At 44.0% G+C, this 22,492-nt stretch carries 20 protein-coding genes; 10 read left to right on the forward strand and 10 right to left on the reverse strand.

Going from position 1 to position 22,492, the window contains the following annotated elements:
• Positions 1–4: 4 nt before the first annotated feature.
• The gene (locus tag MOX91_RS04585; RefSeq protein WP_370396906.1) at positions 5–1,951 is read left to right on the forward strand and encodes a fumarate reductase/succinate dehydrogenase flavoprotein subunit; all 1,947 of its coding nucleotides are present in this window, start codon (positions 5–7) and stop codon (positions 1,949–1,951) included.
• Between the two features lie 17 nt (positions 1,952–1,968).
• Positions 1,969–2,727 (forward strand): succinate dehydrogenase/fumarate reductase iron-sulfur subunit, encoded by a 759-nt coding sequence (locus MOX91_RS04590; RefSeq protein WP_370396907.1) that lies wholly within the window; start codon positions 1,969–1,971, stop codon positions 2,725–2,727.
• A gap of 93 nt (positions 2,728–2,820) precedes the next feature.
• On the opposite strand, the gene MOX91_RS04595 is transcribed toward MOX91_RS04590, so the two are convergent.
• From MOX91_RS04595 to MOX91_RS04620, 6 genes are all read right to left on the reverse strand, one after another.
• A complete protein-coding gene (locus MOX91_RS04595; protein WP_370396908.1) occupies positions 2,821–3,987 on the reverse strand; it encodes a serpin family protein in 1,167 nt (388 codons plus the stop codon).
• Positions 3,988–4,046: 59 nt separating this feature from the next.
• Positions 4,047–5,477, reverse strand: a complete 1,431-nt coding sequence (locus MOX91_RS04600; protein ID WP_370396909.1) for a S1C family serine protease — start codon at positions 5,475–5,477, stop codon at positions 4,047–4,049.
• 157 nt (positions 5,478–5,634) lie between these two features.
• Positions 5,635–5,802 (reverse strand): hypothetical protein, encoded by a 168-nt coding sequence (locus tag MOX91_RS04605; RefSeq protein WP_370396910.1) that lies wholly within the window; start codon positions 5,800–5,802, stop codon positions 5,635–5,637.
• A gap of 140 nt (positions 5,803–5,942) precedes the next feature.
• On the reverse strand, positions 5,943–7,265 hold the full coding sequence (locus tag MOX91_RS04610) for an SPFH domain-containing protein (protein WP_370396911.1): 1,323 nt from the start codon (positions 7,263–7,265) through the stop codon (positions 5,943–5,945).
• 127 nt (positions 7,266–7,392) lie between these two features.
• Complete coding sequence (locus MOX91_RS04615) at positions 7,393–8,553, reverse strand: aldose epimerase family protein (RefSeq protein WP_370396912.1); 1,161 nt, start codon at positions 8,551–8,553, stop codon at positions 7,393–7,395.
• A gap of 99 nt (positions 8,554–8,652) precedes the next feature.
• Positions 8,653–9,192, reverse strand: coding sequence for a lipocalin family protein (locus MOX91_RS04620; protein ID WP_370396913.1), 540 nt, complete (start codon positions 9,190–9,192; stop codon positions 8,653–8,655).
• A gap of 58 nt (positions 9,193–9,250) precedes the next feature.
• On the opposite strand from MOX91_RS04620, the gene MOX91_RS04625 reads away from it, so the two are divergent.
• Both MOX91_RS04625 and MOX91_RS04630 read left to right on the forward strand, forming a co-directional pair.
• The gene (locus MOX91_RS04625; protein WP_370396914.1) at positions 9,251–10,558 is read left to right on the forward strand and encodes a DUF2157 domain-containing protein; all 1,308 of its coding nucleotides are present in this window, start codon (positions 9,251–9,253) and stop codon (positions 10,556–10,558) included.
• A 4-nt stretch (positions 10,559–10,562) separates the two neighbouring features.
• Positions 10,563–10,988, forward strand: coding sequence for a hypothetical protein (locus MOX91_RS04630; protein WP_370396915.1), 426 nt, complete (start codon positions 10,563–10,565; stop codon positions 10,986–10,988).
• 55 nt (positions 10,989–11,043) lie between these two features.
• On the opposite strand, the gene lpxA is transcribed toward MOX91_RS04630, so the two are convergent.
• On the reverse strand, positions 11,044–11,820 hold the full coding sequence (gene lpxA, locus MOX91_RS04635; protein ID WP_370396916.1) for an acyl-ACP--UDP-N-acetylglucosamine O-acyltransferase: 777 nt from the start codon (positions 11,818–11,820) through the stop codon (positions 11,044–11,046).
• A gap of 14 nt (positions 11,821–11,834) precedes the next feature.
• Entirely contained in the window at positions 11,835–13,166 is a 1,332-nt protein-coding gene (locus MOX91_RS04640) for a bifunctional UDP-3-O-[3-hydroxymyristoyl] N-acetylglucosamine deacetylase/3-hydroxyacyl-ACP dehydratase (protein ID WP_370396917.1), read from the reverse strand.
• 216 nt (positions 13,167–13,382) lie between these two features.
• Between MOX91_RS04640 and clpB the strand changes: the two genes are divergently transcribed.
• A complete protein-coding gene (gene clpB, locus MOX91_RS04645; RefSeq protein WP_370396918.1) occupies positions 13,383–15,938 on the forward strand; it encodes an ATP-dependent chaperone ClpB in 2,556 nt (851 codons plus the stop codon).
• Between the two features lie 76 nt (positions 15,939–16,014).
• On the opposite strand, the gene MOX91_RS04650 is transcribed toward clpB, so the two are convergent.
• Complete coding sequence (locus MOX91_RS04650; protein ID WP_370396919.1) at positions 16,015–16,275, reverse strand: LEA/WHy family protein; 261 nt, start codon at positions 16,273–16,275, stop codon at positions 16,015–16,017.
• Positions 16,276–16,786: 511 nt separating this feature from the next.
• Entirely contained in the window at positions 16,787–19,039 is a 2,253-nt protein-coding gene (locus tag MOX91_RS04655) for a glycoside hydrolase family 92 protein (RefSeq protein WP_370396920.1), read from the reverse strand.
• Positions 19,040–19,139: 100 nt separating this feature from the next.
• Between MOX91_RS04655 and MOX91_RS04660 the strand changes: the two genes are divergently transcribed.
• The 5 genes from MOX91_RS04660 to MOX91_RS04680 all read left to right on the forward strand — a co-directional run bounded on the left by MOX91_RS04660 (position 19,140) and on the right by MOX91_RS04680 (position 22,492).
• Positions 19,140–20,612: a PEP-CTERM sorting domain-containing protein gene (locus MOX91_RS04660; protein ID WP_370396921.1), complete on the forward strand. Its 1,473-nt coding sequence runs from the start codon at positions 19,140–19,142 to the stop codon at positions 20,610–20,612.
• Between the two features lie 121 nt (positions 20,613–20,733).
• The gene (locus MOX91_RS04665) at positions 20,734–21,303 is read left to right on the forward strand and encodes an RpiB/LacA/LacB family sugar-phosphate isomerase (RefSeq protein ID WP_370396922.1); all 570 of its coding nucleotides are present in this window, start codon (positions 20,734–20,736) and stop codon (positions 21,301–21,303) included.
• The gene (locus MOX91_RS04670; RefSeq protein WP_370396923.1) at positions 21,303–21,503 is read left to right on the forward strand and encodes a hypothetical protein; all 201 of its coding nucleotides are present in this window, start codon (positions 21,303–21,305) and stop codon (positions 21,501–21,503) included. Before MOX91_RS04665 ends, MOX91_RS04670 begins: the two co-directional genes overlap by 1 nt.
• Positions 21,504–21,506: 3 nt before the next feature.
• Positions 21,507–22,100: an alpha/beta hydrolase family protein gene (locus MOX91_RS04675; protein ID WP_370396924.1), complete on the forward strand. Its 594-nt coding sequence runs from the start codon at positions 21,507–21,509 to the stop codon at positions 22,098–22,100.
• A 68-nt stretch (positions 22,101–22,168) separates the two neighbouring features.
• A complete protein-coding gene (locus MOX91_RS04680) occupies positions 22,169–22,492 on the forward strand; it encodes a thioredoxin family protein (protein ID WP_370396925.1) in 324 nt (107 codons plus the stop codon).

The following is a 22,492-nucleotide window of genomic DNA, read 5'->3' on the forward strand; positions in this document are numbered from 1 at the left end:
TTATATGAGTTTCAATTTGGATTCAAAAATTCCCGAGGGGAAAATTTCGGAAAAGTGGGATAACTACAAATTCCACGCCAAGCTCGTAAACCCCGCAAACCGCAGAAAGTACCATGTAATAGTGGTCGGTTCGGGTCTTGCAGGCGCAAGCGCGGCGGCTACATTGGCGGAACAGGGCTACAACGTTTCCTGCTTCTGCTATCAGGACTCTCCGCGCAGGGCGCACTCAATCGCAGCCCAGGGCGGCATCAATGCCGCAAAGAATTACCAGAACGACGGCGACTCTATTTACCGCCTCTTCTACGACACCGTAAAGGGAGGCGACTTCCGCTCGCGCGAAGCCAATGTTTACCGCTTGGCGCAAGTGTCGAACAACATCATCGACCAGTGCGTGGCGCAAGGCGTTCCGTTTGCGCGCGAATACGGCGGTCTTCTCGCAAACCGCTCTTTCGGCGGCGCGCAGGTCAGCCGCACATTCTACGCCCGCGGTCAAACGGGTCAGCAGCTTCTCTTGGGCGCGTATTCCGCATTGGTTCGCCAAATCGGTCTTGGCAAGGTCAAGATGTACACACGCCAGGAAATGATGGAGCTTGTGATTGTTGACGGACACGCAAAGGGCATCGTTTGCCGCAACTTGGTAACGGGCGAAATCAAGTCTTTCTCGGCAGACGCGGTTTTGCTCTGCACGGGCGGCTACGGCAACGTATTCTACCTTTCGACAAACGCACAGGGGTGCTCTGTTTCCGCGGCTTTCAACTGCTACAGAAAGGGCGCGGGCTTTGCAAACCCCTGCTTTACGCAAATCCACCCGACCTGCATTCCCGTCCACGGCGAACAGCAGAGCAAGCTCACTTTGATGAGCGAATCTTTGAGAAACGACGGCAGAATTTGGGTTCCCAAGTCAAAGGAAAATTGCGGCAAAAATCCGAACGAAATTAAAGAGGAAGACAGAGACTACTACCTCGAAAGAAAATATCCGTCTTTCGGCAATCTTGCTCCTCGCGACATTTCTTCCCGCGCGGCAAAGGAAGCCTGCGACGACGGCAGAGGCGTAGGCAATGTCGTTGGCGGCGAACGCCGCGGCGTATATCTCGATTTCGCGACGGCAATCAAACGCGACGGCAAAAAAGCCATCGAAGAAAGATACGGCAACCTATTTGAAATGTACGAACGCATCACAGGCGAAAACGCATACGAACGCCCGATGCGCATTTACCCCGCATCGCACTATACAATGGGCGGCTTGTGGGTTGACTACGAACTCCAAAGCACGATTCCGGGACTATTCGTCTTGGGCGAAGCGAACTTCTCCGACCACGGCGCAAACCGCTTGGGAGCGTCCGCGCTCATGCAGGGTCTTTCGGACGGCTACTTCGTGATCCCCTACACTCTTCCGAACTACCTCGCCCGCACAGGCGCAGGCAAGCCTTCGACAGACGGCGAAGCGTTCAAGGAAGCCGAAAAGTCGGTAAAGGACAGAATTGAAAAATTCCTCACAAAGAGCGGTTCAAAAAGCCCGCGCCACTACCATCAGGAACTTGGAAAGATTATGTGGGAATACTGCGGCATGGGCAGAAACGAAGCGGGTCTTAAAAAGGCTTTGGAATTGATTCCGCAAATCCGCGAAGACTTCTGGAAAGGCGTAAAGGTCGTCGGAGACGCAAACTGCATTAATACCGAGCTTGAACGCGCAATCCGTACGGCGGACTTTATGGAATTTGCCGAAGTCCTCTGCCTCGACGCTCTCGAACGCAGAGAAAGCTGCGGCGCGCACTTCCGCGAAGAATACCAGTACACAGAAGGCGACCAAAAAGGCGAAGCAAAGCGCGACGATGCAAACTTCTCGCACGCGGCTGTTTGGGAATACACGGGCTTTGGCAACAAGCCTGTCCGCCATCAGGAAGAAATTCTGCATGAAGAAGTTAAACCTGTCGTAAGATCGTACAAATAATAAAGAGGTGTATCATCATGAAAATAAATTTAAAAGTTTGGAGACAAAAAAACGCCGAATCGAAAGGACATTTTGAAAATTACGTTGTTGACGACATCCACGAAGACACGTCGTTTTTGGAAATGTTCGACATTCTTAACGAACGCCTCGTGGCGGAAGGCAAAGAAGCCATCGTTTTCGACCACGACTGCCGCGAAGGCATCTGCGGTATGTGCTCAATGACAATTAACGGCATTCCGCACGGCCCCGAACGCAAAACAACAGTTTGCCAGCTCCATATGCGCAAGTTCAAAGACGGCGACACTATCGTCGTTGAACCTTGGAGAGCGGGTCCCTTCCCTGTCAAGCAAGACTTGGTTGTGTCGCGCGACGCATTCGAGCAAATCCAGCAGGCAGGCGGATTTATTTCAATCCGCACGGGCGCGCCCCAAGACGCAAACGCAATTCCCATATCAAAGGAAATTTCCGACAAGTCAATGGACGCCGCACAGTGCATCGGTTGCGGCGCATGCGTTGCTGCATGCCCGAACGCCGCCGCAATGCTCTTTACGTCGGCTAAAGTCTCCCACCTCAACTACTTGCCCCAGGGTGCGCCCGAAAAAGACAGGCGCGTAATTGCAATGGTTGAAAAAATGAACGAACTGGGATTTGGCAACTGCACAAACTACGGCGAATGCCAAGGCGTATGCCCCAAAGGCATCACTTTGGATATGATTGCGAAAATGAACCGCGACTACGCCGTCGCAAAGGCAAAACAGGCCGTGGGCGCGCTTTAAGCCGTTCCTTGCAAAATAATTCCAAACAAAAAAGCGGAGCAAATGCCCCGCTTTTTTTTGCGTTATGTTTCAAGGATTGGCTCAATTTGAAATTTAATCATCATACTGTAAAAACTTTACATCTCCCTTTCCCGTAAAAACGCCTTCTAATATTATGTTTTTGCAAGAAAGCGATTTAATGTCAAATTTGCGATAATATTCATTAAAGCCAATTACAAAGAAGGCAAAAGGTTCGTTTAGAGAGAAAACATCAGGTTTTTTCCCTCCACCGAAAATGCTTGTATATAAATTTGTTGCACTTGCAACTACACCATTTCTATCAAAACGTATCTTATTTTGTGAATTTGTTTGCACAAAGTTTTTTAGCCCCAAAACGAGTTCCGCATTGAGAGAAAATATATCCTTTACCCCTAACTTTGAGATGGCCTCTATACTGTCTTTTTCTTTTGTGAAAATTTCAAAAGCAGGCATTTTAATACGCAACTTTTTTCTTGTTGCCTTGTGGAAGAATTCGTCAAATTCTCCTTCGGTTAAGTCTCTGAAAGAATAACCGTTTTTTGGCTTTGCAAAAAGCACACCGCCTGAATCAAAAAAATTGTCGAATACAAATATAAACTTTTCGTTTTCGAAGTAAAAAGAATGAATATCTTTATACAAAAATTCCACATTCAATGCATCGCTTACCGAACGATAAAACATCATTTTTTTGCTTCTATCATAAACTCTCTCCCAAAAACATTTTAAATATAAATTGCTAAACAGGAGCAAATCGAGTTTTTCAGTAGGAAGATTTATGTCGATTTTCTCGCCCATGCCAAGCGTATGTTTTTCAATGAGATTATTTATTTGTTCTGTTTGGTTTTCAGACAAATTTTCTACATGATTGATTTTACTAAAAACCGAATCAATAATATCGAGGTCTTTTATCTTTTTAAAAAAGTCTTCAGAGGCAAAAATCGCAACTCTCTTATCTATGAAATTTATTCTACTACCATGATCTTTTATGATAATTTGAGAGGGATTGTATTCGAAAAACTCATAGGAATTAAAAAGGGCTTCCAATTCTTTCAGAGCTTTGCCACTTGCAAATTTGGAAAGAATTTCAAGATGGTCGGAAAATAAAAGCGGTGAAACTAAAAAACTATCACCGTTTGAAACTTCGAGCATTTTGTCAAAATACGCAAAATTAAACGACTTTTTCCCTGATGCAAATGCGGTAAATATATAAATAAATATCCAAAATATCAAAAACTTTTTCATTTCTTCTAAATTTTATATTTAGATAAATGAATAACAAGATTAAAAATGGCAGAATGCATTTATAAATTTCTGTCGGAAGAAATTTTGTAGTTTTTCATTATTCGCGGCAGGGAGTCTTTCAGATTTTTTATGTCAACGATTATTTTTATTCCGTTATTGCTTTCCATGATGAAAAAGCCTTCGTTTTGCAAATCGTACATTTTAGCAAGCTCTTTCAGGTTTTTCACTTTTTTGCCGTTTACGGATTTTAAAATCAAGTTTCCGACTCCCTTGTAGCCTTCGGTTGACACGTCGCCCAAAGTTTGCGCAAGAATTATCGTTTCTTCGTCGGCGTCGGAGTTTGTCTTTGAGAAAAGAACCGACATTTCATCGGGCACTCTCCGATATTCGTCGAGAAGGCTTAGCGAAAGTTTCGTAAACACAAAACCGCCGACAAGCAGGTATTCGGGCGATTTGTTGTAGTAGTGCGGCGCAATTTTATGCATTGCGGCTTTAAGTTCCACATCGGCTTCAAGCTCTTTGCCGTCTCTTAGCAGGCGCAATTTCACGGTGTCGCCAAGGCGCTTGCGGTCGGTTATGACGCCGAATGAAACATTTTCTCCGCTTTCGGCAACTACATTTCCGTTGTTTAAAATTTTAAATCCGTCAATCGATAAAATCACATCTCCCTCTTTCAAATTTAAATCGGCATTCGCGAAAGTTTCCACAATCATAACCCCGCTATGATGTTTTTTCATCTTCAAAAATCTTCTGGTATCCGCCGACTGCAATGTTTGGTATGTTATGCACAAACTGCCAAACCCTTTTATTTCTCCGGATTTTACTTCGCTTAAAAAGTGTTTTATGATGTCGGTATGAATCATGTATCCCAGCCCCTCCCCCTCTTTGAAGCCCTGGAATGCAATGCCTACTATTTTGTTTTTAAAGAGAATGGGGCCTCCGCTGTTCCCCGGATTTATAGCGGCGTCAAGTTGGGCTGCGATATGATTCATGTACGGATATTGGGCGTATTGCATTGACTCGATTCTTGAAATAATCCCCTGCGTCACCGAAATGCCGTCTCCGCCCATCGGATAGCCCACAACAAAGACAGGAGTTTGTGCGGGAGGCGTATTGCCGATTTCAAAAGGTTTAATTCCGTCAAAAAAAGACTTGTCTTCGACTTCGAGCAAGGCGAGGTCGCACTGGTGGTTGACTGCTTTTACTTTTGCAGGCACGGGAATTCCGTTTTGCTCGCGTTCAACTGCGATGTAAGTCGCGTCGGCAATATTGTGCGAGTTTGTCAAAATATAGTTGCCTTCTATCACGACGCCGCTTCCGCTTGCGGCACTCTGTTCACCCGTGCGCCATGGAGAAAAGAAGTCGGGCGAACAGGAAACGGCTTCGATTTTCACAACGCCGCTTAATTGGTTTGAATTTTGCGCGGCAGCCTGCAAGGAAAAAACAGCTGATGATAAGATGAGAAACAATCGTTTAAAAAAAATTGTCATATGTCGGAAATTTAAAATTTTACTTAAATAAATTTAAAAAATATAAATACAAAGCGACGGCAAATAAAATCAAAAAAAATTTGAAATTTGTTTTTCTTAAAAAAAAACTAAAAGATAAAAAAACGGAGGCGATTAAAGCCTCCGCCTCTGTTCGGTTTTATTTTTTTGATATATAAAATCCGCAACATTTTGGAGAAAGAGAGTTTGTCGATTGCAATATCTTGCCGCACCGAATGCAATGGTATGTATAAACCTGCTGGGCGAAAGAATATATTCCCGCCAAAAACAATGCCGATATTATTGCGATTTTTATTTTTTTTGTCATAATTGCCTTCCTGTTTTTAGAGTGTTATACAAGTAATTCGCAAAAACAAAAAAAATCTCACGCATTAAAAAAAATTTTTTTTAAGAAGGAGATAAAAAAATGCGCTTCGGATTAAATTGTATAAAGCAATTTAATCCGACCTATTTTGAAGCTTTTGGATTTTCCGAAGACGATTTGTCAAGAAATTGCTTTATGAGAGCCTTGCCCGTATCGGTATTTGCCAAAGCTTCGAGCATACCGCCTATCGCGGTGCCGCCTTTAGGGGAAAAGACTTCCCTTACCGAATTTACGCCGGAATCAATATCGCCCGCATTCGCAATGACTTTTATTTGAGCCTTGCCCAAATTTTTTGCCTGTTCAATGCCGACAGCCTGGTTTGCGCGAACTTGTTCTATGCGGATTAAATATTCCTGATACGGCTTGTTTTCGCCGATTTTTGCCGCAAGTTCGGTTTGGGCGGTTACGCTTGCAAGCTGGTCAAGCTCTTTTGCCTTTGCCATCGCCTTGCCTTCGGCTTCTATGCCGCTCGCCTCTTTTTGCTTTGCTGACAAATTGGCGTCGGCTATGGTGGTGATGACCTTTGCCTCCTGTTCCGCCTTGATAATTTCGGCTTGGCGCCTTATTTCAGCCTGCTTGACTTCTTGGACTCTCGCAACTTCCATCTCTTTTTCTTTTGTGAGCTTGGCTTGCGAGGCAATTTCCTGCTGCGCGATTTGGTCTTGTATGCCGACAGCCTGGTTGACTTCCGCCTTCCTTTTGCCGACGGCTTCCGCCGCATCCTGCGCCTTGACTTCGATAATTCTCTGCGCCTCGATTTCAGCGGTTTTTGCAATTTGCCTGTTCTTGGCGACTTCTATGCGTGATTCCTTTTCAATGTCCGACTTCTTCTTTGCCATTATGTTTGATATGACCTCTTCGCCCTTCGCGTCGCGAATATCCATAAGCTCGATGTTTTTTACAGGGACAACGCCCCATTCGTGCAACTGGTTTGAAACCGCGTTCGTAAATTTTTCGCCATAGACAGAGCGTTCCGACATAATGTCTTCAAGCTTCGCGTTCGCCATTATGGAGCGGACTGCGCCTTGAACGATGCCCTTCAAGTGGTCCTGCAACTCGCCGAAAGAACCGACTTTGTTTGCGGCTTCATTGGTGTCGGCAATTCTAAAAAACGCCTTTATGTCCAAAACAAAGGGAACCCTGTCTTGGTCGTAGGCTTCGTACGCGTCCAAATTCAAGTCGAAATTTGATACGGGAAGCTCGCGTTTTGTTATGCCGAAAACGGGAATCCATGCGGGAAATTCGTAATAAACGTTTCCGCCCGCCTGCCCTTTGCCGTATGAAATGGTTTTTCTGCTATACTGCAATATATGCACCATGTTTGTGGGTACAACCCTGCGCAGGGTAACAATCCACCAAGCAAGCGCAATTATCAATATAATGGGAATAATTATTAGTGCGGTCATATTTTTATTTTGTTTTGAGAAATTATTACATATATATTTAACAGTAATTAATCAAGCTTTTAAGAAATCTAAATTTGTAATTTCCCCAAATGTTGAAAGTTTAATCTCCAACTTAAAAAATAGAGTTTTAATATCCGGGACCATACATAATATCAAATTTGTACACGGATTTTGAAGTAAAAACTTCCCCGGGCGTTATCAGGGTCGGCGGGAAAAAGTTTTTTTGGTTTGGTTGGTCGGGGTGATGCTGTGGCTCAATTACAAAACCCGCATATTTGTGGTAATATTTCCCGTTAGCGCCTTTTATGGTTCCGTCAAACCCCTGCCCTGTGTAAAGCTGCAGGCAAGGCTCTTCGGTGTAAACTTCGAGAGTTCTTCCGCTTTTGGGGCAGGTTATCTTGCAGGCCAACCCCAAGGTGTCAACGGGTTTGTTCAGCACAAAATTATGGTCGTATGCGCCGCCTCCCATTTTTAGGGCGAGCTGCGGATGGTTTACATTAAGCCTCTGTCCTATTGCCATTGAATCCAACGTAAAGTCAAAAGGCGTATCTTTTACCGAGAGCAAATGTCCTGTCGGTATCAGCTCTTCGTTTACGGGAGTGATATAATTTGCGTTGATTTTTAAATGGTGCGTCAAAATACTTCCATTGCCCGCGCCGGCAAGGTTGAAATAAGGATGCCATGTGAGGTTGCAAACCGTAGGCTTGTCAGTTGAGACTTGGTATTCGATGGTAAAGTTGTTGTCGTTATCGAGCTTGTATATTGCAACGACGTCCATATTTCCCGGATAGCCCATGTCTCCGTCGGGGCTTCTCAATGTAAACTTTACTCCTGCAAACTTTTCACCCGACAAATCCTTCCCTTTGATTTCTTCGGCTTTCCAAACTTTTCTGTAAAAGCCCTGAGAGCCTCCGTGCAGGGAATTTTTGCCCTCGTTTGCGTCAACAGTATAAACTTCATCCCCTATTTTGAACTGCGATTTTGCCAAACGGTTGCCGTACCTTCCGACAATCGGACCCAAAAAGTTCTTGTTCTTTTCGTAAGAAGAAATGTCAGGGAGATTTAAAACGACGTTTTCAAAATTTCCGTTCTTATCGGGAACAACCACGTCCGTCACTGTTGCGCCGTAAGTGATTGCCTTAACTTCCATTCCGTTTGAATTTTTTATCGTGTAGCATTCGACTTTCTCGCCGGACGAAGTTGTGCCGTAATATTCGACTTTGACGCTCTGCGCAAACAAAACCGCGCAACCAATGACCGCCAGAATTGAAACAATTTGTTTTTTCATTGCCGTATGAATTTATTTGCTTGATAAAATTTATCTTAAAGAAAAACCGCAGTTTATGTAAAGAATAAACTGCTTGGCAAATATCGCGGCAATTCTGTTTTATTTCGGGATTAAATCTTTGTTAAACAAAAGCTTGGAAACGTCGTAATTTCGTTCTTTTGCAAGGTTTATGATTTTGTTGAGAGTTTCGGCGTCCATTTGCGGAATTCTCGAAAGTATCCACAAGTACTTTTTGCCGTTTCCGCCAACTAATGCCCATTGGTAGTCTTCATCCAATTCCAAAATGAAATAATTGGCGTAAAACGGTCTGAAAAAACTAATTCTAAGCTTTGAAAAATCTTTTGGGTCCGGAGCATAGCCTCTGGCGGAAGCCGAAACCTTGCGCCCGTTTTTGTCGGTTGCGGAATTTATTATAAAAACAGTGCCGTCGCGGTTTAATTTGTAAAACGCCTGCGAATTGTATTTGCCGCGCTGAAACGAAGTGTCCAATCGGGCGATTTCATGCCATGTACCCATATATTTGTTTATGTCAACATTTCGGGCGGTCTTTACATTTGAAAACATTCCTCTGCATGCGAATACGAGAGCCGCAACGCACGCCAAAAGCATAATGATTATCAAAATAATGTTCGCTTCCACAATTATTTATTCGGCATTTTTATTGACGCGTAAAAAAATAATATGCTAAAAATAAATTATGAGTAATTTTGAAAAACGCCTGCTTGACAAATTGCCCGAATATTACGATGCAGGGCTCATTGACACATTCTCGGAACAGCGTTTGAGGAGCTATTTGAGCGAAAAATCAGCAGCTTCGGGGAAATTTTTTACCACTCTTTCAATTTACATTCTTGCGGCCGCGGTCGCGATTTTGGGGGTATTTTTGCTTTTGCAATATAACTGGGAAAATTTCCAAGACGTTACAAAACTTGTTATCGGCTTTATCCCTCTTCTTTTTTCTGCGGTTTTCGGAATTTTGTATTTTGCAAAATTTTTTAAGAATGCGCTATTTGCCGACATTGCCGCGATTTTAAACCTCCTCGGGGTAATAGCGGCAGTTCTTATAACAAACGACGTGTTTTATCTTTACGGAAGCGAATATCATGCGTGGGCGACCATAATTTTAACAGCCTTGCCGATTCCCTTTATTTTCAGGTCTTCGCTTTCCGCGCTGTTTTTAATTATTTTGACGCTTTCTAATTCCCATTTTGAAACTGCTGAAATTCAAAATCTCTTTTGTTTTACAAACGTAATATTGGCGTTTTTTATTTATAAAAAATCATATGACGACACGAGGGCTGTAAATTTTGTTTCGTACATTTTATTGTGCCTAATTTTGCCATTCATATTTTTTGTTTCCGACATTTTTTCAGCGTTTGTAAATGACGCAACATTTTTTGCGTTGGGAGCCGCAATTCCGCTTTTAAAATTTGCAAAGCAAAAAGAGATTAAAGATGTTTTCCCGATATGTTTTTCGTGGATTTGGATTATAGCGTTTGTATATATATTTTATTGCGGAAGCGTATATTTTAACACAACGCTTTCCATACGCGCTTTTTTTGAAAGCTTAAAAGAAATGCATAATTTGAACTTTCTGGCAATAGGAAGTTTTTATGCGGCAAATTTCTATTTCGTTTGCAAATTTTTCAAGTCGCTTTTCGACAAGGAAACAAACAAAGCTTATGTAGTACTCTCCGCCGTTGGCTTTTTCCCGATATTTCTTCTTAGCACAATGGAAGAAAAAGTTGACATAAATACGGTACAAAATTTTATTTGCGCCTATGTGTTTTTAAGCGCGTTTGCATTCGTCCTTTCTGCAATAAGGCGCAAGAGTTTCGTACTTTTAAACTGCGGGTCTTTGCTTGTTGTGGTTTGGGCAGTTTCAAAGTTTTTTAGCGATAATTTGGATTCTCTTTCTGTGTCAAAGTCGCTGCTTATTGCAGGACTAATCATTGCCGCTTTAAATTTTAGTTTAAGCAAGCTCTTAAAAAACATCGGGGAATAATGCTATGAAAAAAATACCGCTTTTAATTTTATTTATAGTTGTAATTCTAATACAAGCTTCTCTTCCCTTAAACACAATAACAAGCCAGTACATTACAAGAAAATACGGAGTAGAAGTGCTTGAAGATATTAAAACGGGCAACAATCGAATATACAATGATGAACACTATATTAAATTTGGCAAAAATGAAAAGATTTTCCTAAAAAAGGAAGTTGCAGAAATCTTAAAAGATAGGAATGTCAACCTAAAGACACATAGTATAAAATTAAAAGTCAAAACTTTGGGAGAAAAAAGAAGCATTGAAGATTTGATAATAGAAGGCATTGCCTTGAAAAATCCGTCAAAAGAAGATTTGGAACTTCTAAAAACCAGACTTTCAAAACAATCCGAAAGCGCACAAAAAAACAGTGATGAAATTTCGGAAAAGTAATACAGTTTTGCCATGCAAAAAAAACCGCAGCGTTTAAACTGCGGTTTTTATTTTATTAAAAACCTCTCTGGCTCGGCTCTTTTGCAAACGCTATTATCGACTTTAAAACTCTCGAAGTTTGAGCTTGCGGGTGCTCTTCCAATGCCGCAATAGCGTGCTTGCGCGAAAGCCCCCTCTTGTAAATCGTTTTAAAAGCGTAAAAAGCGAGATTTATTTCTTCTTCCGAAAAATTATTGCGCTGCATGTTCAGCTTGTTTATGGAACATGGAACTGCGGGGAAGCCGTCCGACATCATAAATGGAGGTATGTCTTTCGAGCCCTTAGAGCAACCGCCAAGCATCGAATATTCTCCGACTCTCGAAAACTGGTGAAGCCCCGCATTCCAGCCTATAACCGCGTGGTCGTCAACTCTGACGTGCCCGCCGAGAGCCGTATGCGCGCTCATAATCACGAAATTACCCACAACACAGTCATGCGCAACATGGCTGTAAGCGATGAAAAGATTGTTATTGCCAATTGTGGTAAAAGTGTTGTCGGCAGTGGCAAGATGCGCGGTCGTGTATTCCCTGAATACGTTGTTATCTCCTATTACAAGCCCCGTTTTTCCGCCTTTATATTTAAGGTCGTTTGTCTTGCCCCCGATGAAGGCATACGGAAAAACCTGGTTGTTTTTGCCCATTTTCGTAAACCCGTCAACGGTGGCATGGTGCGCAATAATTGTGCCCGCTCCCAGCTCCACTTCCGAGCCTATATAGGCGTACGCTCCAATTTCGACATCGTCTGCGAGTTTTGCTCCGTCCTCAATGATTGCAGTTGGATGAATTTTCGGCATATTTTTAAGTTAAATTAGTACGCGCTTGCGGAATCCACGAGGGTAAACATCAATGTCGCCGAGCTTACGGGCTTGCCGCCAACTTTGCATACGGCTTCCGCCGTGGCGATTTTGTTGTTTTTCACTTGCATAATTTTCGCCTCGATTTCGAGTTGGTCTCCGGGAATTACGGGTTTTCTGAATTTCACCTTGTCCGCGCTCATAAAGAATGCGATTTTCCCTTCCGCGGATACCCTGCGGAACATCAGAATGCCCGCCGCCTGCGCCATTGCTTCGAGTTGCAAGACGCCCGGCATTACGGGATTTCCGGGGAAGTGCCCCTGAAAGAACGGCTCGTTTATCGTTACGTTTTTAATCGCAGTGATTTCGTCTTCGCCCCTTACGTCTATTATGCGGTCTATCATTATGAATGGATAGCGATGCGGCATAAGGTCGATTATTCTGCGGATGTCCAAAAAGTTTTCAGTAAAAATTTTGGTCTGCGGCAAAGCTTCTTTTTTTTTCGGAGAGGCTTCCGCGTCTTTCATCTGCTCAAAGATTTTAGATGTAAGCTTTGCGTTGAAAGCGTGCCCGGGGCGGATTGCAATGATGTGCGCCTTCAAGCGGACGCCGAGAAGCGATATGTCGCCCAAAATGTCCAAAATCTTGTGGCGCACAAATTCGTCCTGATAGCGCAAAGGCTCTTTTGAAAGTATTTTGTCGCCTTTTATCACGATTGCGGAATCCAAACTTCCGCCCTGTATTTTCCCCATTTTAAGAAGAGCCTCTATGTCTTCGTAAACAGTGAAAGTGCGGGCGGGAGCGATGCCACTTGCATAGGTTTCGGCGTCAATGTCGAGAGAAAGGTGCTGTGTGTGAATTCCGCGGTCGTCTGCGGAAGTGCAGGTAATTTTAAGACCGTCGTAAGGAAGAGCTATTATCGAACGGTTGCCTTCGCTTATGGAAAGGGGCGATTTGAGTTCGTAATACTTTCTTTCGGCGTCCTGCTCGACAGGCTCTGCCTGTAAAATCAAATTGACGAACAATTTTGAAGATCCGTCCAAAATCGGAGGCTCGGCGGCGTTCATTTCGACATAAACATTGTCGATATCCATGCTCCAAAGGGCAGACATTACATGTTCTATCGTATGGAGCTTGACGTGCCCCTGCGCTATGCTCGTGTTGCGTACGAGGTCGTCAACAAGCTCTATCGACGGCTTTATTTCGGGCTTGCCGTAAATATCCGTGCGCCTGAAAACTATGCCTGTGTTCGCGGGCGCGGGTTTTAGCGTGAGCGTTACATTGGCGGCAGTGTGCAATGACGTGCCGCTTATGCTTACTTCCCTTAAAATAGTTCTTTGCTTCATTATTAAAAATTTAAATTAAAACGTATAAATTTATTTCGTAAAGCTTTTTGTGTCCGATATATTTATAAAAAGTCGATTTTTTTTGCGACAATATTTCCCCCCGCGGGTAAAAATGGCACATAAAAGAAAAAATCGGGTACTTGGAAAATTTCAATTAGAAACTTATTATAAGCAATTTAAGAAATTGGCACAAAAAGTGCTTAATATAAAAAACATATGAACAGCGAAAAATTAACCGAAAAAACCATAGAAGCGATAAACGCCGCGCGCAACCTTGCGCAGTTGAACGCAAACAGCGAGCTTAACTGCATACATTTGCTTTCAGCCCTCGTTTCTCAAAAAGACGGCGTCGTGGGCGCGCTTTTGGACAAAACTTACGGCTTGAAGTCCTCAATCGAGATGGGGCTTTCGAGACTCGTAAAAGCCCTTCCCTCTGTAAAGGGGGCAAGTGGCGAAGTTTATTTAAGCCCGTCATTTTCTTCGGCGATGGCCCGTGCAGAGGCAATCGCAAATTCGATGAAAGACGAGTTTGTTTCAACCGAACACCTTTATCTTGCAATTTTGGAAAAGCCTGAACCCTCCGAGCTTGCAAACCTCTTGAAGGCAAACCAAATTTCTTACGACGGCGCGCTAAGCCAAATCAAGGAAATGCGCGGAACAAGCCGCGTCACAAGCAAAACGCCCGAAGCCACTTACGAAGTCCTTGAAAAGTACGGCTCCGACTTGGTTCAACTAGCAAAAGACGGCAAGCTCGACCCCGTAATCGGCAGGGACGACGAAATCCGCCGCGTCGTACGCATACTTTCGAGAAAGACAAAGAATAACCCCGTTTTAATCGGCGAGCCGGGCGTCGGTAAAACCGCGATTGCCGAAGGGTTGGCCCAGAGAATAGTGCGCCAGGACGTCCCCGAAAATTTGAGGGACAAGACGATTTTTGCACTCGACATGGGCTCACTCATCGCGGGCGCGAAATACAGGGGCGAATTTGAGGAAAGACTGAAAGCCGTATTAAACAAGATAAAGGAAAGCAACGGAAAAATAATCCTTTTCATCGACGAGCTGCACACAATCGTGGGCGCAGGTAAAACGGAAGGCTCTTTGGACGCTTCGAATATGTTAAAGCCGATGCTCGCGAGGGGCGAACTGCGTTGTATAGGCGCAACCACCCTTGACGAGTACCGCCAGTACATAGAAAAAGACGCGGCGTTGGAACGCAGATTTCAAAGTGTGTTCGTGCCTGAGCCGAGTGTTGAAATCACAATTGCCATTTTGCGCGGCATAAAAGAAAGGCTCGAAACCTACCACGGCGTACAAATTCTCGACAAGGCTCTTGTCGAAGCTTCCGTTTTGTCGGACAGGTACATTTCGGGCAGACAGCTTCCCGACAAGGCAATCGACTTGGTTGACGAAGCTTGCGCGAGAATTAAAACCCAAATGAACTCGATGCCCGCCGAACTCGACGACATGCTCCGCCAAGTCATGCAGCTTGAAATCGAAGAAGCCGCGCTTTTGGGCGAAAAGAACGACGCCGACAAGTCCCGATTGGAGGAACTGCGCAAAACCCTCGCCGACTTGCGCGAAAAGTCTTCCGCATTGAAGGCGAGATGGGAAGAAGAAAAGAATACGGCAAATCTGGCGGGCAAACTCCGCGAACAGCTGGAACAGGCAAACATCAGAATGGCGAAAGCCGAACGCGACTATGACCTGACAACTGCCGCTGAAATCAAGTACGGCGAAATTCCTAAACTAGAAGCAGAACTTAAAAAAGCCGAAAAAAAGGCTAAAAAGGACGACAAGCTCGTAAAAGAAAACGTCGGCCCCGAAGAAATTGCGGACGTCGTAAGCGAATGGACGGGCATTCCCGTAAACAAGCTTGTGGAAAGCGAACGCGAAAAGATTTTGCATCTTCCCGAACTTCTGCATAAGCGCGTCATCGGACAGGACGAAGCCATAAAAAGTGTCTCAAACGCCATACTCCGCTCTCGCGCGGGTATAAAAGACCCGAAAAGACCTACGGGAACTTTCATGTTCTTAGGACCCACGGGCGTCGGCAAAACGGAGCTTGCAAAAGCCCTCGCCTCAACTTTGTTCGACAGCGAAGAAAACATCGTGAGAATTGACATGAGCGAGTACATGGAAAAGCATTCCGTCTCGCGTTTGATTGGTGCGCCCCCGGGATACGTCGGCTTTGAACAAGGCGGGCAGCTGACCGAGGCAGTCCGCCGCCGCCCCTACTCCGTCGTGCTTTTCGACGAAATAGAAAAGGCGCACCCCGATGTCCTCAACACGCTTTTGCAGGTTATGGACGACGGCATTTTGACAGATTCCCAAGGCAGGAGGGTCGATTTCAAAAACACGGTCATAATAATGACTTCGAATATCGGGGCGCGTTTCATAACAGATGCCAAAATCGAAAAAGACGGATCGCTTAACCGCGCGTCTTCCGAAGCCGTAACAAGCGAACTTCGCGGATACTTCAAGCCGGAATTCCTAAACAGAATAGACGACATCATAATCTTCAAGGCCTTGACGCAGGACCAAATCGAATCAATCGTAAAACTGCACATCGATATGCTGAACAAACGCCTTGCAAGGCAGAAGATTACGATAGAAGTAACAAAGCCTACTCTCGACAATCTCGCAATCGAAGGCTACGATCCCGCCTACGGCGCGCGCCCGCTGCGCAGGCTGATTGACCAGAAGATTGAAACTCCGCTTGCACACGCAATTGTTTCAGGAGAAATAAAAGAAGGCGGCGTCTTTAAGGTTTAAACTTAAATCCCAAAAACGGAAAGGCGGGGACAGCAAAAAGCAGTCCCCGCCTCGTTTTATTGACTATAAGAAGAAATTATAAAAGCGAATAAAGGAGGTACAAGAAATAGAGTGTTGCCGCAGTGCCCATCAGCATTAAAAGTGAAATGTTAAGCCCCATTTTGTACGAGCCGTTGTTTTCGCTTTCGGAAGTATCGACTGCCGTAAAATTCAGCTTGTAAAATCTAAAACACAAGAACGCAAAAATCACAACAAGGCTTGCGGAGACCAAAAATCCCTGCGAAAACACGACTTCCACAAAGAAATCCCAAAATCCGTATTCCGAGTATGAGTTCATCTTTCTTTCCTTAGAAAGAGCCTTCGGGCTTTACACCCGAAGGCCCCGTATCCTATTTTATACCTATAAAAAATCTACTTTCTTCTGCGGTACGCCGCAAACGCAAGAGCAACCGCACCGAAAATTGCCGCGCAAGTAGATGGCTCAGCACTCCGCCTTGAACGCGGTAAGAGCTGCTTGCGCTGTTGGAGTCGAATTTAACATTGTCAAAGGTTGCGACATAAAGCTCCAAAGATATGCGTATTGTTAATACGGTTGTTTTTTATAATATTTAATTTGTTGCTTAAAAGCCATTTATGTTATTTACATTGGCAAATGAGGATTTTTCACAAACTAAAAAATCCTTCCCAAGCCTTTATTTTACAAATTTTTATTGACAACCGTATTAACAATACGGTTACCAAAAACCGCCAAATTCATTTAAACAGAAGGATGTGGTGCAAAAAAAGTGCGGCATTTTTTTTGCCGCGCTTTTGATTGCAGCACATTCTAAAATCTTCAAATTTCTGTTTTATCTTAATTCGCTTTTGTTCGGTCTTTCAGACATTTCAAATTCAAGAACCGCTCCCGATTTCAGCTTGTCATGCGTGATATTTAGCTTTTCATGGTTTTCCCCGTTTATTTTAAGGGATTTTACATACTTGTTTTCCCTCGAATTGTTCTTTGCGATTATCTTGATTTTTTCGCCGTTTTCAAGCGCGATTTCCGCTTCTTCGAAAAACGGAGAGCCAATTTGGTAAGTCGGCTTTCCGACGTCAGGATAAAGCCCCAACATGCTCCATACGACAAACGCGCTCATCGCTCCGCCGTCCTCGTCGCCCGGAACGCCCATCAAGTCGTCTCTAAACCAAGTGTAAACAAGCGCGCGCACCGCCTTTTGGGTCTTCCACCCCTTCCCTATCCTGTTGTACAAATACGGGATGTGAAAAGACGGCTCGTTTCCCATTGAAAACTGCCCGACATTGCCCGTTTGGTCGGGAGCATGGTTTCCCCAAAATCGCCATTTCGGAAGCCCCGTCGGAGTATGGAATGTGTCGTCCAAATTTTTCTCGAAATTTTCCGCTCCGCCCATCAAGCCGACCAAATCGAGATGCGGAGCGTCCCAGCGGTAGGTCCACGCATTGTTTTCGTCGTAATAATCCCGAAAGCCCAAGCCGCCTGAAATTCGATAATCGAAAGGCTCGATAAAGTTGCCATCAAAATCTTTAGGATGGAAAAATCCCGTTTTTTTATTGAACAAATTTTCGGCGTTTTTGGCGCGATAAAAAAAGAGCTTTTTGTTTTCCGAAAAATTGCCGCCCGTTTGTTTTGGGAAATCCCTTTCAAAACATTCCAGCATTTTGTATGCGCACCAGTCGTCAAAACTCGCCGCAAGCGTCACCGCAACCGACTGGCGTTTTTCAAATGTATTTACTTCCGACACGCTTTCCGCTTCTCCCTGTTTTAGCGCGGGAAAATATCCGTTTTTTGAATAAAAATCGTCCAAAACAGTGCGATGCCCGCGATGCCACGGAATAATGCTTTCAGTCAAAAGAGTGTTGATGGAAAGCGAAACTGCCGCCTTGAAATCAAAGCCTCTGACGCCTTTTTGATAGGCGTCCAAAAAGCTTGCCACAACGTGATTGCCGTTCATTGCGTGGGCGTCGCCGAAAATCTGCGGAAAAGTCGGCAGCCATTTTTCGGAAGTCTGGTTTGCCATATCAATGTAGCTTTGCAACATTTGCGCCTCTTTTGAAGGCTCCAATAGGACGCGCAAGGGATGCGATGTGCGGTAAGTATCCCATATCCAGTCGTCGCAATAAAAGGGCTTGTCGGTTTCATGAACCGAATTGTCGTATGCGCTGTAATACCTGCCGTATTCGCTAAAATCAATCATGCGCTCGAATGTGCGCCAAAACGAAGTGTAAAAGACGCGCTTCATCTCTTCGTCGCAGGATTTTATTTTTATTTTTGAAAGGGCTTCGTTCCAGATTTTATTGCCGTTTTCCTTTAATTTTTCGATGTCAAAATCGGCAATTTCCCTTTTCAAATTATTTTGCGCGCTTTCAAAATCTATGAATGAAATCCCGTATTTTACCGAAACTTTTTGAATTTCGCTTCCAAAATCCAAAACAGCGTCAGCCCCGAGCTTTGCGACAAACGGCTTCGAGGGCTTCAATAGCGGATTTTTTTCAGGCTTGCGGGTAAAATGATATATTTTTACGTCTTTGGGCTCGGCATCGAACTCCAACGAAACGTACATTTTAACATTGTCTGCCTTGCCCGTGTTTTGAATTAAATTTATCCTGTTTTTTTCAAATTTGATTTCGCCGCTATCGACTCTTATGCGGATTTTGCGGACTTCCCCCGCGGGAGAATTTGAAAAATCGAAAGCATAAAGCGCGCTTTTAAAAGACGGCGCAAACTCAACGCCTATTTCCTGCCCGTCCAAAATGGCAAAATACGAATAAGGCGAAATTTTTTCATTGTCCAAAGTCGAAACTTCGGGAACGGATTTTCCGACAAACGGCAAAATTCCGTTGCCCGAAAATATGTTGCGGTGCGACGGAGAAACAAGAGAAAAATCTTCAACAACCCAAGTCGCAAAATCCTGCCTTTTCGGATAAACCCTGAGCATGGAGTGCGGAAGCTGGATTGTCGGCAGGCTCGGCACAAGTGTATGGCTTATGTTGCCCATGTAGGGATTTACATATTTTACATAATCTTCTTGCGCGAAAATTTCGCAAGATAACATAATTAAAAAACAAAAAACCACCCTTTTCATAAAAATTTGAAAATAAAAAATAACCGATTTGTCGCAAGCAAAATCAAATAAATATTTTTATTGCTTGACGAGTTGCGTTTTTTCATTAAAAAATAAATTTATGAAGTTAAAAACTTTATTTTATGCCTCTTTAATATTTACAGGCGTCTCAACAGGGCTTTTCGCCGCAGACATATGGCGCGCCCCCACCGAAGACGCTCCAGACGGAGATTGGACTGACGGTACTACTTGGGCAAGCGGAAATGTTCCGACAAGTTCCGATACCGCCAAAATCGACAAGCTCGAATCCAATACCTATTCCAATTCCGATGTCTCAGTCGGGCGTCTGGATTTGTTTACCGGAAATGTGATTGTTTCGGGAGGGACATTTTCGACCTCGGTTTCAATGGTTCGTGCGGGAACCCTCACGATAAGCGGAACGGCAAATTTTCAAACGACATCTGCATTTAATTCGGGCGACGGGCAAGACCATAGATATATTAGCGAAAACAAAACCGTTATAAATGTTTACGACGACGCCAAAGTTACCGACAAAAATTGGGGCGTTTTGATTGGTGAAGAAGCAAATACAATAGATTCCGTAGCCAATTTTTACGGCAATTCCGTAATTACGACAGGCAACAACAATGGCGTGAAAATCGGCAATTCGCGAACATGGGCGGAATCTGCTACGGCGAAATCCACTTTGAATGTATTTGAAAATTCCACGGTAAACGCCTCCACTCTTTATCTCTATAAAAATGCGGAATTGAACGTTTACGGAGACGCCATTTTTAACGCGTCAAACAAGGCTTATTTGGGCGACACGAAAACTAATACGGTTGCCAAGGTCAATTTAAAGGGCAATTCCGTAATGAATTTGAAAAGCTACTCTTTCATTTCCAATGCGGCAATAGTAACAGTCAGCGAAAACGCAACTTTGAATTTCACGCAAGACCTGTTTGTCGGAACTGCGGACAACAGAAGTTCCACCAATACTACCTCAGGGCATCTTATATTAAAGGATACTGCAAAACTTAACGCGCCAAGCTGTACTTTGATAATGTACGGCAATGATTCCACAATCGAGCTTCACGGCTCCAACATAAAACCTGCCGACGGACAATCTTACATGGTAAACCGCCTCGGTATTACCGAACAGGCCGACAGCATCGGAACGGGAGGCACAATTAAATTTGTCGCCGACCAAAACGGCATCTCTACGTTTAAAGCGGGCTGGATAGAATATAACAATTCCACCGCGCAAACGGGATACGCCTTGGAGCTTGATTTCACAAACTTTGCACCTGCGGACGGCGAAGGAACATATTCTTTTAACGTTATTTCCTCGGTAAACAACTGGAACGGAAGAGAAGCCAGCATTATGCAAAACTATTTTACTGAAGCCGAAATCGGCAACGAAGATCTTGTAAAAATAATAAAGGCAAACGATGCCGACTCTTACGAATTCTTTATAGCCGACGGAGGCAGAACATTCGGCATAACATATAATTATGTTCCCGAACCCTCGACATACGCGGCGATTTTCGGCGCGATTGCACTTGCGTTTGCGGCATACCGCAGAAGAAAGTAAGTCTTAATATAACAAGAATTTTAAGCCCTTCGTTTCGGAGGGTTTTTTTGTGCCATAAAAATCTTGTACTGAAACGATTTTTTTATATTTTGAAAAAAAATTTTAACAATAAAAAGATATTATGAAAAAGCTAAAAACCGTTATTTTCGCCCTGTTTTTATCAATAACGCTGATTGCAATACAGGCACAATCTGCATTTGCAATGACACCACGCCCCGGAACCGCCGTTTTGGCGTCAGACCCAAGCGGGCTTGCGCTTAAAAACGCCGTAAAGGAACTCCTGCTTCAACAAGGTTTTAAAGTGAAAGATTTGACGGGTGAAGAACGCCAAAACTATTTTGACGTCGGATTTAATTTGGGAAAGGAAATGTCCGAAAACGACTACGATTTCGGATTTGTATTTTGCGGCACGGGCATGGGGGTGAATTTGGTCGCCAACAAATTCAGCGGCGTATTCTGCGCCCTCTGCGAAAGCGTTGAGACAGCCAGGCTTTCTCGCGTGGTAAACAATGCAAACGTTCTTGCAATGGGTGGAAAAATCGTAAATCCAGAAAAGGCAAAAGAAATGGCACTTGCGTTTATTTCAACAGACTTTGCGAAAGACAACGACTTTCTAAACAAATCCTATAACCGCGTTGTAGAGCTATCAAAGGAAATTGCCGAAATAAACGCAAAATCTTCTAAAAAATAATGTACGCAAAATTCTGCCTGATTTTAACGCTTCTATGCGCCGCCCCATTCGCGCTTGCGGAAATAAAAGTGCGCCCTTCGATAGACGAAGCCACTGCAAATTCTGCGCAGTGGAACGGATTTAAAAAGACAAATTTTAAAGTGGGAAATTGCGCGGCATTCATCGTTGAACCGGAAACTCCGCGTAAAGACAAGGCGTGAGTATTGCGCCCTGCATGGTGGGGGGCTTTTGCAAATGCCGACCACGAACTTTTGAAGCAGGGTTTTTATGTGGCATTCGTTGACATGTCCTACACGGGCGCAAGCGAAGAAGCCATGAAAATTTTGGACAATATGTACGATGTCTGCACAAAAAAATACGGCTTGTCAAAAAAAGCAACTCTCGAAGGATTGAGCAGAGGCGGGCTTTCAAGCCTGATGTGGGCAAACCGTTCGCCGCAAAAACTCGCCTGTGTCTATGTTGACAATCCCGTTTGCGACGTAATGACAATATCCCCGAATTTCATAGAGGAAATACGCAGGGAATGGGGCTTGGAGAATATGCAAAACTTCAAGGGAAGCCCTATTCACAACTATAAAAAACTTGCAAAAAGCAAAGTCCCCGTGCTTTTCATTGCGGGGCTTTTGGACGAAACAGTGCCGAACGCCACAAACGCAAAGCCGTACGTCGAAGCTTTCAAAAAAGCGAAGGGCTCGATAAAATATGTTGGGAAACCCGACGGCAAACACCATCCGCACGGCTTGCAAAATCCCGCACTGATTGTGGATTTCATAAAATCGGCGTACGGCAAAATCTAATCTTAAAAATCCGCAGACAATGCGGATTTTTTTTGTAATTTTAAAGAAGTTAATCCGATAAAAAAATTATGAGTATTGAAAAAGTAAATTCACAAAATTTTGAACAAGTGTTGTCTGAAAATAAATTCGTGGTATTGGAAGCGTTTGCGACCTGGTGTGGATATTGCAAAATGTTTGCTCCTACATTGGAAAGCGTCGCAAGTGAATTTCAAGGCAAAGTGAAATTTTGCAAGATAGACGCCGATGAAAACCAAGATTACATAGAAAGTTTGGGTGTTGATTTGTACCCCACCCTGCTATATTTTAAGGACGGAAAGCAAGTAAAGAAAGTACCGAACGTCTCCACAAAAGACGCCCTTCGTTCGGAAGTTGAAACACTTTGCAATTCTTAA

Source organism: Intestinicryptomonas porci, from assembly GCF_033971905.1.
In the GTDB taxonomy this organism is placed as follows: Bacteria; Verrucomicrobiota; Verrucomicrobiia; order Opitutales; family Intestinicryptomonadaceae; genus Intestinicryptomonas; species Intestinicryptomonas porci.